At 40.5% G+C, this 16,398-nt stretch carries 15 protein-coding genes; 7 read left to right on the top strand and 8 right to left on the bottom strand.

Annotated elements, in window-relative coordinates; genetic code table 11:
• Window positions 1–2: 2 nt before the first annotated feature.
• A complete protein-coding gene (speA, locus tag I6F43_RS17085; protein ID WP_007584591.1) occupies window positions 3–1,883 on the bottom strand; it encodes a biosynthetic arginine decarboxylase in 1,881 nt (626 codons plus the stop codon).
• A 198-nt stretch (window positions 1,884–2,081) separates the two neighbouring features.
• Here speA and speE point away from each other — a divergent pair, with 198 nt between their 5' ends.
• Complete coding sequence (gene speE / locus I6F43_RS17090; RefSeq protein WP_197103293.1) at window positions 2,082–2,945, top strand: polyamine aminopropyltransferase; 864 nt, start codon at window positions 2,082–2,084, stop codon at window positions 2,943–2,945.
• 221 nt (window positions 2,946–3,166) lie between these two features.
• On the opposite strand, the gene I6F43_RS17095 is transcribed toward speE, so the two are convergent.
• Window positions 3,167–4,399: a hypothetical protein gene (locus tag I6F43_RS17095; protein ID WP_197103294.1), complete on the bottom strand. Its 1,233-nt coding sequence runs from the start codon at window positions 4,397–4,399 to the stop codon at window positions 3,167–3,169.
• Window positions 4,389–5,012 (bottom strand): methylamine utilization protein, encoded by a 624-nt coding sequence (locus I6F43_RS17100; protein ID WP_197103295.1) that lies wholly within the window; start codon window positions 5,010–5,012, stop codon window positions 4,389–4,391. Before I6F43_RS17100 ends, I6F43_RS17095 begins: the two co-directional genes overlap by 11 nt.
• Window positions 5,013–5,170: 158 nt before the next feature.
• On the opposite strand from I6F43_RS17100, the gene I6F43_RS17105 reads away from it, so the two are divergent.
• Window positions 5,171–7,213 (top strand): glycoside hydrolase family 97 protein, encoded by a 2,043-nt coding sequence (locus I6F43_RS17105; protein ID WP_197103296.1) that lies wholly within the window; start codon window positions 5,171–5,173, stop codon window positions 7,211–7,213.
• A gap of 22 nt (window positions 7,214–7,235) precedes the next feature.
• On the opposite strand, the gene envZ is transcribed toward I6F43_RS17105, so the two are convergent.
• A complete protein-coding gene (envZ, locus tag I6F43_RS17110; protein WP_007584979.1) occupies window positions 7,236–8,549 on the bottom strand; it encodes a two-component system sensor histidine kinase EnvZ in 1,314 nt (437 codons plus the stop codon).
• A 5-nt stretch (window positions 8,550–8,554) separates the two neighbouring features.
• Entirely contained in the window at window positions 8,555–9,274 is a 720-nt protein-coding gene (gene ompR, locus I6F43_RS17115) for an osmolarity response regulator transcription factor OmpR (RefSeq protein ID WP_002959552.1), read from the bottom strand.
• A 195-nt stretch (window positions 9,275–9,469) separates the two neighbouring features.
• On the opposite strand from ompR, the gene greB reads away from it, so the two are divergent.
• The 4 genes from greB (at window position 9,470) to I6F43_RS17135 (ending at window position 13,505) form a co-directional block, all read left to right on the top strand.
• Window positions 9,470–9,949 carry a transcription elongation factor GreB gene (gene greB / locus I6F43_RS17120; RefSeq protein ID WP_007584978.1) on the top strand — a complete coding sequence of 160 codons (480 nt, stop codon included), beginning with the start codon at window positions 9,470–9,472 and terminating at the stop codon, window positions 9,947–9,949.
• A gap of 116 nt (window positions 9,950–10,065) precedes the next feature.
• A complete protein-coding gene (locus I6F43_RS17125) occupies window positions 10,066–10,377 on the top strand; it encodes a hypothetical protein (protein WP_007584977.1) in 312 nt (103 codons plus the stop codon).
• Between the two features lie 50 nt (window positions 10,378–10,427).
• Window positions 10,428–11,009, top strand: a complete 582-nt coding sequence (locus tag I6F43_RS17130) for a CBS domain-containing protein (protein ID WP_024594284.1) — start codon at window positions 10,428–10,430, stop codon at window positions 11,007–11,009.
• A gap of 168 nt (window positions 11,010–11,177) precedes the next feature.
• A complete protein-coding gene (locus tag I6F43_RS17135; protein WP_121955225.1) occupies window positions 11,178–13,505 on the top strand; it encodes a Tex family protein in 2,328 nt (775 codons plus the stop codon).
• Between the two features lie 72 nt (window positions 13,506–13,577).
• Here I6F43_RS17135 and I6F43_RS17140 read toward each other — a convergent pair whose 3' ends face one another.
• The 3 genes from I6F43_RS17140 to bioH form a co-directional block, all read right to left on the bottom strand.
• A complete protein-coding gene (locus I6F43_RS17140; RefSeq protein WP_197103297.1) occupies window positions 13,578–14,432 on the bottom strand; it encodes a putative metalloprotease CJM1_0395 family protein in 855 nt (284 codons plus the stop codon).
• A gap of 4 nt (window positions 14,433–14,436) precedes the next feature.
• On the bottom strand, window positions 14,437–14,745 hold the full coding sequence (locus I6F43_RS17145) for a hypothetical protein (RefSeq protein ID WP_007584971.1): 309 nt from the start codon (window positions 14,743–14,745) through the stop codon (window positions 14,437–14,439).
• Window positions 14,746–14,835: 90 nt separating this feature from the next.
• Entirely contained in the window at window positions 14,836–15,573 is a 738-nt protein-coding gene (bioH, locus tag I6F43_RS17150) for a pimeloyl-ACP methyl ester esterase BioH (protein ID WP_024594288.1), read from the bottom strand.
• 74 nt (window positions 15,574–15,647) lie between these two features.
• Here bioH and I6F43_RS17155 point away from each other — a divergent pair, with 74 nt between their 5' ends.
• The gene (locus I6F43_RS17155; protein ID WP_197103298.1) at window positions 15,648–16,325 is read left to right on the top strand and encodes a ComF family protein; all 678 of its coding nucleotides are present in this window, start codon (window positions 15,648–15,650) and stop codon (window positions 16,323–16,325) included.
• Window positions 16,326–16,398: the final 73 nt, after the last annotated feature.

Below are 16,398 nucleotides of genomic sequence, written 5' to 3' on the forward strand. Positions count from 1 at the left end.
AATTAATCTTCAAAATAGGTATAGCCTTCAAGGCCTGCATTAAGCTCAGCTAAATAACCTTCTTTACACTGCGTCGATACATCAAGTTTATTAACTTGGTACGCAAAGTTGTCAGCTAAAATGGCGCTATCATAGTCAACAAACTTTAATACATCCTTAACGCTATCACCTTTTATGGCATTGGTTAACACGTAGCCATCGTCGTTAAGCTCTACATGCACTGAATCAGTGTCACCAAATAGGTTATGTAAATCGCCTAAAATTTCTTGATATGCACCCACCATAAACATAGCAATGTGGTATTGCTCACCATGCTTATATTCTGGAATTGGTAGGCTGGTTTCGATACCAGCGCCTTCAACGTATTCGCGGATTTGCCCGTCAGAATCGCAGGTAATATCTTGAATAATCGCGCGCTGAGTAAGTGGCTGAGTTAAGTTTTCGATTGGCATAACAGGAAACAACTGCTGAATACCCCATACATCAGGCAACGACTGAAATAATGAAAAGTTAACAAAGAGTTTATCAGCAAGCTTTTCGTTTAAATCGTCGAGTACTTCACGGTGCGCGCGCGCGTTATTACTAAGCGATGCACGTACACGATGTAAAATAGTAAAGTAAAGCTGCTCTATTTTCGCCCACTCTAGCATGCTTACTAAGCCATGCACGTACTGATCGTGCGCTTCGCTAAATAAGTGCATAGCGTCGTGATAAATCTCTAATGCCATACGCGGGTTTAAACGCTGTAAACACTGCCACATTTCATCAAGCACTAATGCGCTATTTTCAAGCGGTGGCTCTGGATTTAAATGATTAGGCGCTTTTTCTACGTCAATTACATCGGTAATTAATACCGCATGGTGAGCAGTTAAAGCACGCCCCGACTCGGTGATAATGGCCGGATGCGTAAGGTTATGCTGATCGCACACCTCAGCAAATGCATTCACTACGTTACGCGCATACTCTTCTACGGTGTAATTCATTGAACATGCACTACGCGAGCCAGAGCCCTCGTAATCAACACCTAAGCCGCCGCCCACATCAACGGTATTTAACGGTACGTTTAATTGTGTAAGCTCAGCAAAGTGGCGTGCACATTCACGTAAAGCACGGTGAATATCACGAATATTGGCAATTTGAGAACCAATATGAAAATGCACCATTTGCATTAAGTGCAATTTGTTATGCTTTTTAAGCACTTCAACAGCGCTTAGCACTTGGCCTGCTGTTAAACCAAACTTGCCTTTTTCGCCGCCCGTGTTTTGCCACTTGCCTTTGCCTACTGAGTTTAGGCGAATGCGAATACCAATAGCCGGTTCAATGCCTAGGTTGTCTATTTCTTCAAGTAATGTGGTCAGTTCTGAAAGCTTCTCTACCACAATTTTTACGCTGTGGCCCATTGCTTGACCAATACACGCTAGGCGTAAAAACTCACTGTCTTTATAGCCGTTACACACTATTGTGATTGGCTCTTTTGCTACACCCAAAATAGCCATAAGTTCTGGCTTTGAGCCTGCTTCTAGGCCAACAAGCCCGCTTGGATGCGCTAATAGCTTACTTACTACAGAACGTTGCTGATTTACTTTAATTGGATAAACACAGGTGTATTTACCGTTATATTCACGATTTGCTCGCGCTTGCGTAAACGCGTTAGTAAGGGTGTCTACACGATTTTTTAAAATATCAGTAAAGCGTACTAAAACCGGCAACGTTAAACCTTGTTGCTTAAACTGCTCAGTTAATTGCGTTAAAGAAATGGCCGGTTTTGTTTGGTCGCCATCTGGGTAAGCCACCAGTTCGCCTTGTGCGTTAATATCAAAATAACCATCACTCCAATGAGCAACGTTATAAGTGGCGCGTGCTGTTTCTAAACCCCAGGTCATGGCAACTCTTCTTTAGTCAATTAGGTATAAAGGCGCATTTTAATACGTCACTATCCACTAGGCTAACAAAAATTGAACTTTCACTCACTCCTAACTAACTTTATTCGTCAAATCAGTTAAAATGTCATTGAGCAAAACGCCAAGCACTGGCAGAATTGCCCCTTTTTCATACTCAACCTAAAAAGTGTAATAGTAACTATGGCAAATTTAGATCAAAGTAAGTGGTTTACTGAAATTAGCGACCGCGATGGCAGCGCATTTTCATTACGTATTAATAAAAAGTTAGATGAAAAACAGTCTCCTTTTCAAAAGGTAGAAATGTTTGAAACCACAGACTTTGGTAATTTAATGATCATCGACGGGTGTACTATGGTAACAACCCGCGAAAACTTCTTTTATCATGAGATGATCAGCCACCCTGCACTTTTAGCGCATCCAAACCCTAAAAACGTCGTTATTATTGGCGGCGGCGACTGCGGTACTTTACGCGAAGTATTAAAACACCCAGGCGTAGAAACTGTAACGCAAATAGATATCGACGAAGTAGTAACGCAAATGTCGTTAAAATACTTCCCAGAGCTTTGTGAATCTAATAACGACGCCCGTGCAACTGTTATGTTTGACGACGGTATTAAATACATGCGCGAAGCCGCTGGCGAATCTATCGACGTAGTGATTGTTGATGGCACAGATCCGGTAGGTCCAGGTGAGGGTTTATTTAATCATGCGTTTTACACAAGCTGTTTAGATGCACTGCGCCCAGGTGGTATTTTAGTACAACAAAGTGAATCGCCACTTATGCACATGCCATTATTAGTTGAAATGCGCGAAGCAATGCTAAGCGTAGGCTTTAAGGATTTACAAACACTGCCATTCCCACAACCAATTTACCCAAGCGGTTTATGGTCAGTAACACTTGCGCGTAAATCACAAGCATTTGACGGTTTTAGAGAAGACGCTGCTGCAAATATTGCACAGCAAAGTGAATACTACAACAGCGGTATTCATCATGGTGCACTCGCTACACCTAACTACATGAAACGCGCATTCGATAAAAAATAATACCAATCTGCTTATATATAGGGTCTATTTAACGTTAAGAAAATTACGCTAGAACTAGGCAAAAATTTTTGTATCTAGTTGTTCTAAATAAAAAATTTTTAACGACTTTATAGTGCAATTTAATTCGTTAAATTGATCAAAGATTTATGCAGGTTGGTATAATCTATACCAATTTTATTAAACTAAAAAGGGAGCATTTAAATGCTCCCTTTTTTATACTTTTAAAAACGCCATTGCGCATTTAGCATTATTTGCTGCTGCGAGATTCGTTCATTAAATCCAATTGGCTCTCTATTTTTTGCAGCACTTTTAAGTGCAGAACCTTCAACCCCTATTTGTAGTTTATTAGTGAGCTGGTAGCGCCATGTTGCGGTTAAGCCTTCCCCATTACTTGCATTAGGGTCAAACGCGGTTGTGTCGTTGTCAGTAACTTTAAAATAATCGTAACGTACTGAAACTCGATGTTTGCCTTCTTTATGGCTTAGCATTAAATAATGACTATAAAAAGCATTATCAATTAATGCGTTACTGCCCATTTCAGTTTTGCCATTGAGTGCCTGAGCAATAAAACGTGTCTTGCTGTTAAATTTATAAAGCCAAGCGGCGCTCGTAAATCGAGTATTCCAAGCATATTGCCCAGAACTATAATTAACAGTATTTGGATCGCCATTATTATCATAATAGTAGATTCTAAATTGAGACTGCTTTAAGTAATCCCAATGTATACCGGCGTAATAACCAAAGCGCCCGTCTACTTCCTCAAACGGTAAAACCTGATTAGCTTGCCAGCGTAATTCGTATTCGTTTAATGCCGCTACAGGCGCAAATTGCACGCTTTCGTTAAACGTTGTTTGTCTATCGTGTAATGCAAAGCCACGCCATGCGAGTAAAGTACCTGCGGGGTCATTGCCTTTAAATGTCGCACCGACAAAGCTAAAGCTATGTCTGCTGTTAAAACGTTTTGCTGGTCGCTTAATAGTTACTTCAGCACCAACGGTACGCACTTCCTCACCTATCCAGCTATTAATAGCTGAATTTGTATAGTTATAAGGAGAAGTCCAGCCTATGTCAGGGTTTTCAAGCGACATAAGCGGATAAAATCCCCCTACGCGCACGTGCCATTTATAGTTACTGTTAGATAGTGGCTGATACTTTACAAAAGCTTGCGTAAAACCAAGGCCAACGTCAGGATCTTGATTCGCATTTAACACGCCGTGAGCCGACCAGCTAGATGCTAAATCAACATTAAAATCTAAAATACCTTGCGATAGAATAAGCTCATCACTTTTAGTATCGTGCCGATATAGTCCGATACCGCCCTCTTGAAAACTAAGCGTATTATCACCTTGCACGGCTCTAATTTGTATTAAACCTTTTACTTGTGCATACAACACATTACTAAAACATAAAGCACTGGCTACAAGTGCCAGTCTCATTAGCCTATTAATAATCATCAAATTCATCCGTAGCAAAATCAATTTGCTCCGCTATTTCCTGCTTTACGTTATAAGTGATAGGGTTGGTAGCCACAGTAATAGTTTGAGATTCAATCTTACTAATATCGCTAAACCCAGAATGCCAAACACTTAACGTGTATTCGCCTGCATTGGCATTTAAATCTACATGTCCATTTTCATCAGTGATTGCAAAAATAGTACTATCGACCACCACAATATAGCCTAACATCCAATCATGAATATTACAGCCAAGCTCAACAACACCCGTTTGTTCAAAAGTAATAGGCGCTTTTGGATGCTCCTTATATAGTTTTAATTCAAACGTTTTAGCTTTAGAAAATGAATAAACATGATGCATGATTGAGTCCGCATTCGGAAACTCTACCTTTGCATTTTGTGGGACAACTAAAATACGCGGCTTAAACTCTCGATTTTGCTGGGTCATCGCATAAGGTGCTTCTGGAGGAATAACGCTAGAGGGGCCTCCTGCAGTTAGCCATACAACAGCATTAGGTAACGGGTCATTATTAGCATTTTTAATTGTAATATTTGCTGCAAAAACTCCAGTACTAACACTTAATAAAAATACACAAAGTAAGCTTTTTATCATTTTCTTGTCGCTATTATCAATTTGTTTACATTATAGACCGATTAAGCCAGCAAATTCTTTCTATTTTTTAAAACATTGAATACGTATGTAGGCAGTCGTATTAATCATCAACAGTCATTATCCTTAAATGTCACCACCGACTCATCTAAGGACACACCATGAGAATTCCTGCACTTGTGCTTTTAGCCTTTGCTAGTAATAGCTACGGACAAACCGTAGAGCTAAAATCGCCAGACACACAAATAACAGTAAGCATCTCTGACGAAAACAACACGCCAAGCTACGCAATAAAATTTAAAAACAAAGCGGTTATAAACAAATCTTTACTGGGGTTTGAATTTAAAACACAAGCAGCTTTTAGCGACGGCTTTAAAATTAAAAGCATTGAACAACAAAGCGTTAACTCGCAGTGGCAACAACCTTGGGGCGAACGCCAAAACGTTGTTGACGAATATAACGAAGTAGCCGTTACCTTTACAAAAAATGAGCCAAATAAAGGTACCTACACCATTCGATTTAAAGCATTTGATAGTGGTGTAGGTTTTAGATACGAAGTACCACAACAAGCCGGGTTCGAACATACAGAAATAACCAAAGAGTTAACTGAATTTGCAATAAACAATAGCCATGATGCAACAGCATGGTGGATACCTGCTCGTGGCTGGAACCGCTACGAATATGTTTACAACACTACTCCACTTAACGAAGCTCCACTAGCTCACACACCATTTACGTTTAAAACAAGTGACGGTACTCATATTAGTATTCATGAAGCCGCACTTGTTGATTACGCAGGCATGGTACTTAATCAACGCCGCTCTGGTAAGTTCACTGCCGATTTAACGCCGTGGTCAGATGGTGTTGCCGTTAAAAAACAAGGTGCTTTTAAAACGCCATGGCGCACCATTCAAATAGCCGACAGCGCTGTTGGCTTAGTTAATTCAGATATAATACTAAACCTAAACGAGCCTAATAAACTCGGCGACGTGTCGTGGGTTAAGCCTGGCAAATACGTGGGTATTTGGTGGGGTATGCATATAAACACGCAAACTTGGGGTAGCGGTAAAAAACACGGCGCCACTACGCAAACCACAAAATACTATATGGATTTTGCAGCGCAGTATGGTTTTGATGGCGTACTCGTTGAAGGCTGGAATATTGGTTGGGATGGCGATTGGTATTTTAATGGCGATGTATTTAACTTTACCAAACCGTACGACGACTTTGATATAGCAGCGCTTGCTCAATACGGCAAAGAAAAAGGCGTACAGCTCATTGGCCACCATGAAACATCAGGCAATGTAAGCAACTACCGTGACCAAATGGAAGATGCTTTTGCCCTTTACGAAAAATCAAACGTAAGCCAAGTAAAAACAGGTTATGTAGCCGATGGCGGAAATATAAAACGTATAGACAAAAACGGTATTGCTCGCCACGAATGGCATGACGGCCAGTTTATGGTTAACGAATACCTTTATAACGTAAAACTTGCAGCTAAACATAAAATTAGCATTAATACTCACGAGCCAATTAAAGATACAGGCCTGCGCCGTACTTATCCAAACTGGATTGCGCGCGAAGGCGCACGCGGACAAGAATACAATGCATGGGGTTCACCTCCTAATCCACCAGAGCATGTACCAATGCTTGCTTTTACCCGCATGCTTGCAGGACCAATGGACTTTACGCCAGGTATTTTTGATATGAGCTTTAATGGTTTAGGAGGCGATACAAACCGCCCACAAACCACACTCGCCAAACAACTCGCACTTTATGTTGTTTTGTATAGCCCCATTCAAATGGCTGCCGACTTACCTAAAAACTACTTGGCTAAGCCCGATGCGTTTCAATTCATTCAAGACGTACCAACAGATTGGCAGCAAAGTATTGCTATTGATGGTGAAGTAGGCGACTTTATTGTATTCGCTCGTAAAGAACGTAAAAGCACTAAATACTCAGGAAACGATTGGTACCTAGGTGCTGTTACTGACGAAAAAGCCAGAACAATTGAGGTGAAACTCGACTTTTTAGAGCAAGGCAAAAAGTTTGAAGCACAAATTTATAAAGATGGTAAAAGCGCAGAGTGGAAAAACAATCCGTACGATCTAGCTATCGAAAAACGTGTTGTAACTGCAAGCGATAAACTAACGCTTAAATTAGCCACTAGTGGCGGTACAGCTATTCGTTTTAAAGCACTTTAATATAATGGGCCCCCTGCATTTACTATGCAGGGGTTGATACCTTTATTGGCAAGTATACTTGTGCACTTAAACCGCCTTCTGGGCGGTTTTCTAGCTTTACTTTACCGTCGTGCATATCAACAATGCGTTTAATAATAGCAAGGCCTAAACCACTGCCTTCACTTCCGCGAGCTGCATCGCCTTGTTTAAAGGGCTCAAACACAGACTCTAGTTCGTTTTCAGGAATGCCGGGGCCATTATCGTTTACAGCGATAACTACATACTTTTTGTTTGAATTAAAGTAGCTAAGTACTTCAATATCGCCCTCAGAATAACGCAGCGCATTACCAATCATGTTGGTAATTACACGTTTAATAGCTACAGAGCTTAACGGTATATTGCCTATATTTGGATTACTTTTAAACGTAATAGTACGTTGATGCTGAAGCTCAGAATTGACAACCTCGGCAACTAAAGCATTGATATCTTCGCAGCTTAGTTCTTCACGTTTATGGTGGCGTAGATACTCAATGAACTGATCAATAATCCCGTTCATGTCTTCTATATCGTAAATAATACCTTCACGGAGATAGTCGTCTTCATCAACCATCATTTCGGTGGCTAAACGAATACGCGTAAGCGGCGTACGTAAATCATGAGATACACCGGCCATTAGTAGACGGCGGTCGTTTTCAAGTGCAGCAATTCCGCGCGACATTTGGTTAAACGCGCGCGTTACTTCTATTACTTCTGTTGAGCCTTGTTCTTCTAACTTGGTAGAAAAGTCGCCTTTACCCACTTTCACTGCAGCCTGTTGCAGTGCTTTTAATGGTCTATTAAGGTGCCTTGCAAACAACCACCCACCCAGCACACTTAAAAAGCCAATACTTGATAAGTAAAAAGTTAAAAACTCTAAGTTGTTCTCTTTAAAGCCTTTAAGCGGTACTTTTACCCAATAACCTGGCGCTTGCGGTGCTTCAACCCAATAAATCAACGGATCAGTTTGGCTAATACGTACACGAGAATAACCACCAAGTTGCTCAGTCATGCTACGCGATAGCATAGAATATTCGCGGCTTTGCCCAAGCCCTTGGCGCATTGCTTCGCGCTGCGTCATGACTTCAATGCCGGTAATTTCAAAAAACTTTGCAGATACTTCGTCGTTTATTTCAACGCCATCTTCCCAGTCAATAAATACTGTTTTAATTTGCTTAGCAAGCATCAAGTTAACTTGCTCAATGGTTGGTTTTACAACATAAAAACTAACCGTAACATAAGACACTATTTGATTTATGAGCAGCAGAGCCGCCACTAAAAAAACAGTTTGTCCAAAAGCACTGCGCGGAAACATGCCCATAAATATTACTTTTCACCGTCGGGAACAAACACATACCCCAAACCCCAAACGGTTTGAATATATCGCGGATTGGCAGCATCTACTTCAATCATGCGGCGAAGTCTCGACACTTGCACATCAATGCTTCGCTCAAGCGCACTGTAATCGCGGCCACGCGCTAAGTTCATTAGCTTATCGCGGCTAAGTGGCTCACGTGGATGCGAAACAAGCGCTTTAAGCACTGCAAACTCACCACTGGTAAGCGATATTGTTTTATCCCCTTCACTCATTTCGCGCGTTGCCAAATTAAGCGTAAATTTACCAAAAGCGATTAAGTTTTCTTCAGCAGCAGGTGCGCCTGGCACTTCTTTTGCTCGGCGACGTAAAATGGCTTTTATGCGAGCAAGTAGCTCTCGTGGATTAAATGGTTTTGGAATGTAATCGTCAGCGCCAAGTTCAAGGCCAATAATGCGATCTACTTCGTCGCCCTTTGCAGTAAGCATAACAATAGGAATTTCATTTTCTTTTTGGCGTAGACGGCGACAAATAGATAAGCCATCCTCGCCTGGGAGCATTAAATCGAGAACCATTAAGTGAAAGTTTTCTCGCTCTAGGAGTCTATCCATTTGCTCCGAGTTTCCTGCGGTTCTAACAATAAAGCCTTGCTCTACTAAATAACGTTCAAGCAAACTGCGTAAGCGCATATCGTCATCAACAACTAATACTTTTGTGGTTTCGTGTCCCATAATCTCTTTCTTATTTTTATATCCAATTACTAGTTAATATAAATGAAAAACTTAATAATCAAAAACTAATTACTTGCTTAGATTGTTACTGAACATTTCAAAGCTTACTTACTCGTACTTTATTACATTTTACGCTCGACAAGTTTTGGCAAATTTAATAACGTGCACACCATTAGAGCTAATAAAGAATTCACCATGAAAACAAATTTAGTTACCCGCGAAGGTTACTTACAATTACAACAAGAACACGACCAACTATGGAACGTTAAACGCCCAGAAGTAACAAAAATAGTAAGCTGGGCAGCCAGCCTCGGAGATCGCTCTGAGAACGCAGACTATCAATATAACAAGCGTTTGCTACGCCAAATTGACCGTCGTGTACGCTATTTACGCAAACGCATACCTGATTTAAAAATCATCGACTACTCTCCCGTTCAAGATGGAAAAGTGTTTTTTGGTGCATGGGTCGAAATTGAAAACGAAGAAGGTGAAACTAAAAAATTCAGAATTGTCGGACCTGATGAAATTTACGACCGAAAAGATTACATATCGATAGACTCACCTATGGCGCGGGCGCTGATTAAAAAACAAGTAGATGACGATTTTGAGGTACCTACTCCTCAGGGTAAAAAACAGTGGTATGTAAACAGTATCGATTACCAAAAAAAGAAATAAAAAGTTTTGATTCAGATCATGTTAACTTTTGATTGTGTAAATTAAACCAATAAGCTATAACTGAATTATTCAAGTTGATTTGTTTAATTTGAAAGCAGTTAATTAAGGTCGTGGTTATGTCAAACATAGTACAGCGCATATTAAATAATGCCGTATTGTTTGCACTTTTAATGAGTGTAAGTTTGACGCTGCATGCCAGTAACACTGAAGTAAACCTTGATAACGCTAAACTATCTAATCACTTTATTGCTTGTGACATTCCTGACCAAGCAAACCTCGATTTTGACGTAGACTCTCACGTTAATACTATTACCTTTAGGTCGCCTCAACCACTTCCTAATGTCGTAGATTCTTTTTATAAGAGCACCAACCTAAACAGACCTTTTAGCACTGCGTACCAACGCGGACCACCTAGCTATTTAATTTAATTCATTATTTTACAACTTAATTAAATTTTATAACTACTAAGGTGACTACTATGTCTAACTTTAAAGAATTACGTACTCAAAATGTTTCTCACGGCGTTATTGCAAGCACATTTGCAGATGACCAACCATTGATTGATTTATCATCTCCAGCGCTAAAAATGGTAAATAACTTTACTCAAAAAACGCCCATTCGTGCAGAGCATACAACAACGATTACAGATGCACTTAAACAAGTTAGTGCACAACAATCTGATTTTGTTTTAGTAACCGACGAGAACCAAAAATTGATTGGTCTTGTTTCTAGCGCCGATTTACAAAGCTCTAAAATTACTATTATTGCAGAGCGTTTAAATACCCCACGAAGTGAAGTAAGCTTGCGCGATATTATGACGCCAATTAGCCGACTTACAGGTGTAAGCATGCAAAGTTTAAGCTATGCATGTATTGGTGATGCGCTGCAAACAATGGAGCATCAAGGTGTAATGTTTTTATTAGTAACAACAGCAAGTAGCGAAATTTGTGGTTTAATTTCAGCTCGCCAAATAGCTAAAACATTACATATTCCACTACATATTAGCCCTATTGCTCACTCTTTCAGTGAAGTATTAGAAAACATTGAGCATCCTCACTAGGGCGCTCTTTTAGTTGAATTGATTTACTCCCCTCACAACCATCTTAAAGCAAGTGAAATAGCTTGCTTTAAGAGCTTTTTATTACTACCTCCTGTGATATTATTCTAGCAATTAACGGCGCCAGTAACACGCTTCTGGTCTTATTTTATTGTATAAAAAGGTTTTTGCATGAGCGATATCTCTGCACGTTTAGCCGGTGAGTTAAACGCACAGCAGCAACAGGTTGTTGCAGCTACAAAATTACTTGATGAAGGCGCAACTGTTCCTTTTATTGCCCGCTACAGAAAAGAAGTTACCGGCGGCCTAGACGACACCCAATTACGCCTTTTAGAGCAGCGTTTATCGTATTTACGTGAACTAGAAGAGCGCCGTAGTTTTATTTTATCGACCATCGAATCGCAAAATAAATTAACGCCAGAGCTAAGTGCCGATATAACTAATGCACAAAGTAAAACTGAACTTGAAGATTTATACCTACCTTATAAAGCTAAGCGCCGTACTAAAGGCCAAATAGCAATTGAAGCAGGTTTAGAGCCACTTGCAGATGCACTATTTAAAGATGCTAACCTTGACCCAGAGCAACAAGCAGATCAATTTGTAAGTGCTGAAAAAGGTTTCGCAGATACAAAAGCGGTACTCGAAGGCGCTAAATTTATCTTGATGGAGCGCTTTGCTGAAGACGCAAAATTGCTTGCTAAATTTAGAAGCCACATAAGCCAAAACGGCGCAATTGAAAGCACTGTAATTAAAGGCCAAGAGCAAGCGGGTGCAAAATACCGTGACTACTTCGAGCATCAAGAACTTCTCAAAAAAGTACCTTCTCACCGTGCGCTTGCTATGCTTAGAGCCCGAAATGAAGGTGTACTTCAGTTAAATGTTAATCCAGAGCCTAGCGCTGAAAATTCAGCGCAACTATGTGCCAACATGATTGCTGACCATTACCGTTTAGATATTAAATATAAAGCGGCAAGTCCTTGGTTATTAAACGTTGTGCAATGGGCGTGGAAAATTAAGTTAGGATTACACCTAGAGAATGAATTTTTTGCAGCAATGCGCGAAAAAGCAGAAGCTGGTGCAATCGACGTATTTGCTAAAAACTTAAAAGATTTATTAATGGCAGCACCTGCAGGCCCCCGTACTACTTTAGGTCTTGATCCAGGCCTTCGTACTGGCTGTAAGATTGCCGTTGTTGATAGCACAGGTAAATTACTAGCTACACAAACTATTTTCCCTCATGCACCACAAAATCATTGGGATAAATCAGTGCGTACGTTAGAGCAACTTTGTCGTCAGCATAAAGTTGAGCTAATTGCGATTGGTAACGGTACTGCATCACGCGAATCAGATAAGTTGGTTGCTGAGCTTATGAAAGCAAACAGCGAACTTAAGCTTAGTAAAATTATGGTTAGCGAAGCGGGTGCATCGGTTTACTCAGCTTCTGAATTTGCAGCTAATGAATTCCCAGATTTAGATGTTTCTATACGAGGGGCTGTCTCTATTGCGCGCCGCCTTCAAGATCCTCTTGCTGAACTTGTTAAAATTGAGCCAAAATCAATTGGTGTTGGCCAATACCAACACGATGTATCGCAAAGCCAATTAGGCCAAAGCCTTATTTCAGTAGTTGAAGACTGTGTAAACTCAGTAGGCGTAGATTTAAACATGGCATCGGTACCGCTACTTACACGCGTATCTGGTTTAAACAAAACATTAGCGCAAAATATCGTTAATTATCGCGATGCTAACGGCACATTTACTAAACGTAGTGAGCTTAAAAAGGTTGAGCGTTTAGGGCCAAAAGCATTTGAACAAGCGGCTGGTTTTTTACGTATTAACAATGGTAGCGATCCTCTAGATAACTCATCAGTTCACCCTGAAGCTTATCCTGTTGTTAAACGTATTTGTGAACGCAATAGCGTAGATGTCAGTAACCTAATTGGTAACAGCGACTTTTTAACTAAACTTGCTGCAAACGATTACACTGACGAAAAATTTGGCTTACCAACCGTTACCGACATTATTACTGAGCTTGATAAACCAGGCCGAGATCCTCGCCCTGAATTTAAAACAGCTGAGTTTAAAGCCGGTGTTGAAAAAATTAGTGACCTAAAACCAGGTATGATTTTAGAAGGCGTGGTTTCAAACGTTGCTAATTTTGGTGCGTTTGTTGATGTAGGTGTTCACCAAGATGGTTTAGTGCATATTTCAGCAATCACGAATAAATTTATATCAGATCCGCGTGAAGTTGTTAAAGCTGGTGATATTGTAAAGGTTAAAGTTGTTGAAGTAGACGCTGCACGTAAACGTATAAGCTTTACTATGCGCTTAGATGACGACATTGACACAAGTAATAAGTCAGCAGCGCCAGCTACGCAAAAACCACAAGCACGTGCTAATAATTCGCAACCTCGCGCTGCAAAGCCTAAACGTGACAACGGTAATGCGTTAATGGGTAATGCATTTGCCGATGCGTTCGCTAATGCTAAAGTGAAAAAATAATACTTGTACAGCTAAGCTAAAACGAAAAAAACCGCGTAAGCGGTTTTTTTGTGGTTATGTTTTGCTAAATTATTAACTTAACGCTGAAAAACTACTTTGGCTCGCTGGCGATGTAGCCATTTGATAAAAGTTAGCAATACGCCCCGCCCGTGCCTCAACATCGGCATCACGTGTTTGCTCATCACTTTTAGCTGTTTTTGTATCGCTGCTTTCATCGCTAGAGAATGAAGCTTCAAGCTTACTTTTTGCGTCTTCGTCGTCTTCTTTTTCAGGTTGTGCAAGCTCAGCTTGAGCCGCTGCTAGCTTTTGCGTAGCATCTGCAGCAATAGAGCGATCAGCTCCCGAAGGCTCTGCAGGCGCTAATGCGGCAGCTCGTACCGTTTGCATTTTGTCTATAGTCGCTTGCGGGTCACCCGGAATTTCTGACACATCTATTTGTACTTCTCCGCCAACTGCGTAGTTAGTACCATCTGGGCCACGTTGATACTCATAGCTTGGCGAGCCAGCATGTTGCCCACCTACAGAAGCGTGCGCTTGCTCGTGTATTCGTACTTCAGTATCTCGTGCTTTTAGCTCTGTAATTTGTTGTTGTTCTTGTTCTAATTGCAGCTCTTCTTGCTCAGATTCTTTTTTCTCAATTTCTTCACTTTCTTCCTCAGAGCCCTCAGGGTTTTCTGAGTTTCCATCGCGCTGCTGAACTGACTTTTCGTCTGCTATTTTCCCCGTTGCGTTATACGTCGCACCATCGCTACTGCCTGGTAATTTTGCTTTTTCAGAATCACTTTGCGCTTTGGTTTCTGTATTGCTTGCGCTACTAGATGCGGGAGCAGGAATAACTTCGCGTAGTTGGTTGTCACGCCGTGCAGTTTCCGTATAAACATTTGCAGTGTTTATATTGATAGAAGGAAATGGCGTGACAATATTCATAATACTAAACTTTAATATCGATTAACGTGCCAAGTACATCATCGGCCGTTTGAATTGATTGCGTATTTGCCTTGGCATTAAACTCTTCAACTTTTAAGTTAACAAGTGCTTCATCAACACGAGCAGGCTGTGCTACAGGTGCAGTAATAGCTTCTTCAGGGCGTGCTGCTGTAAGCTGACGTTGCTGCGCTAATTGCGCGTCATCTTGCTGTTCTATACTGGCACGGTTAATCTCAGCACTGGCTTTTTCAATACCTTGGCTAGCTCGATTAAACCCTTCTACACCACTATTAAATACAGATCCGATTGGCATATTAAAACCTCCACCAAATAAACATTGTTTAATTATCGCTCAGGTTCTGCTCAAAATAAAGCTTTAAACAGCGCTATTCTTAGCTCTATTTTAAAGCATTGATTTAACGACAGATAAAAACTCACTTTTATGAGAAATAAATGGCGCGTGCGACGCTTTATCTAGCACCTCGTATTCAAACTCAGTATTTAGTACTGACATTTCACTAATTGCTTTATAAGGCACTAAGGCATCAAGTCGGCCAAATACTCCTTTGATAGGTACTGGGCAATGAGCAAATAAATCACGTAAATCGTCGTTTTGTAAAATATCTAAACCAGCACTCAGGGCGTCGCTTTGTGGTGCGCTGTACTGATTTAGTAATTGTTTAAGCAGCTTTATATCATCACGCGCCGACTCGCTACCCATCGCTTGAATAGCTAAGAAGCGCTCTATTGTTTTTTCTCGATGATTAACTAACTGCTCTTTAAACTGCGCCAATACATTCGCTTTTATTCCGGGCCAATTATCTGCCTCAGCAAAGAAAGGAGTCGATGCAATTAAAATAACTTTTGATACTTTTTCAGGCCAATGCTTAGCAATATAAAGTGCAAACAATCCACCTAACGACCACCCCATTAAAATGCTCTTCGGCTTTAATTGCTTACTTAAAGTTTCTGCTGCATCATGCAAAGTATAAGGGCTTGGGCAAACATGGCTATTACCAAACCCAGGTAGGTCAAGGCTACGTACACTTCCTGAATATAAAAACTCAAGTTCTGGCTGTACTAACTGCCATACGCCCTGATTCATTCCCCAACCATGTAATAACACTAACTCATTTTGCATATTTGCCTAACCTTTACCAAACTTAGGCTCATCATAACGTTTAAAAAGGCGATTGCAATGCAAGGAGCGAGTCAGTGAAGCAAGCCATTTTAAATTGGTTATTTCCCTCTTATTGCGTGCAATGTCAAAATACGATTACGACCTCTTTAGGGCTTTGTGATTATTGCCTTGAAGATTTACCATTGTTTGATTTTAGTAAGCATAAGAATTTACTGCATCGACCCGATATTGTTGAGATGTTTCCTAATTGCGAGTTTGATAAATTATTTGCCTGTGCTTTTTATCAACCTCCCTTTGAACATTGGCTTAAAAGGCTAAAATTTAATAATCAAATTCATTATAAAAAGGCATTGCAGCAAGTTATACAAAAACAATTAACGCAGTTTTTTGAGCAAAGCCCTACTTTGCCAGATACCTTTATTATTTTACCTCTTCATAAAAGCCGATTCATTACTCGCGGGTTTAATCAGGTAAGCCAAGTTTGGCAACCATGTTTAGCTAATTACGCATCAGTGAGTAACGTACTTATTCGCGATAAAAAAACACAAGCCCAGTCGGAGCTATCTAAAGCAAAGCGTATTAAAAACTTAAAAAATGCCTTTATTTGTACACAGGATATGGGCGGTAAAACAGTCGCTATTGTTGATGATGTGATGACGACAGGGGCAACATTAAACGCAGCTACTAGTGCACTAAAACAAGCAGGCGCTAAACAAGTGTGGGCTTTTACAACTTGCTTAACGCCTATTTAATTATTAAAAAGTATTATACCAATCCGCAATAATACTTAATCATTTTACGGGGCTAAACGTGTCGCTACCTGAG

The organism is Pseudoalteromonas sp. NZS71_1, assembly GCF_015864305.1.
In the GTDB taxonomy this organism is placed as follows: domain Bacteria; phylum Pseudomonadota; class Gammaproteobacteria; order Enterobacterales; family Alteromonadaceae; genus Pseudoalteromonas; species Pseudoalteromonas arctica.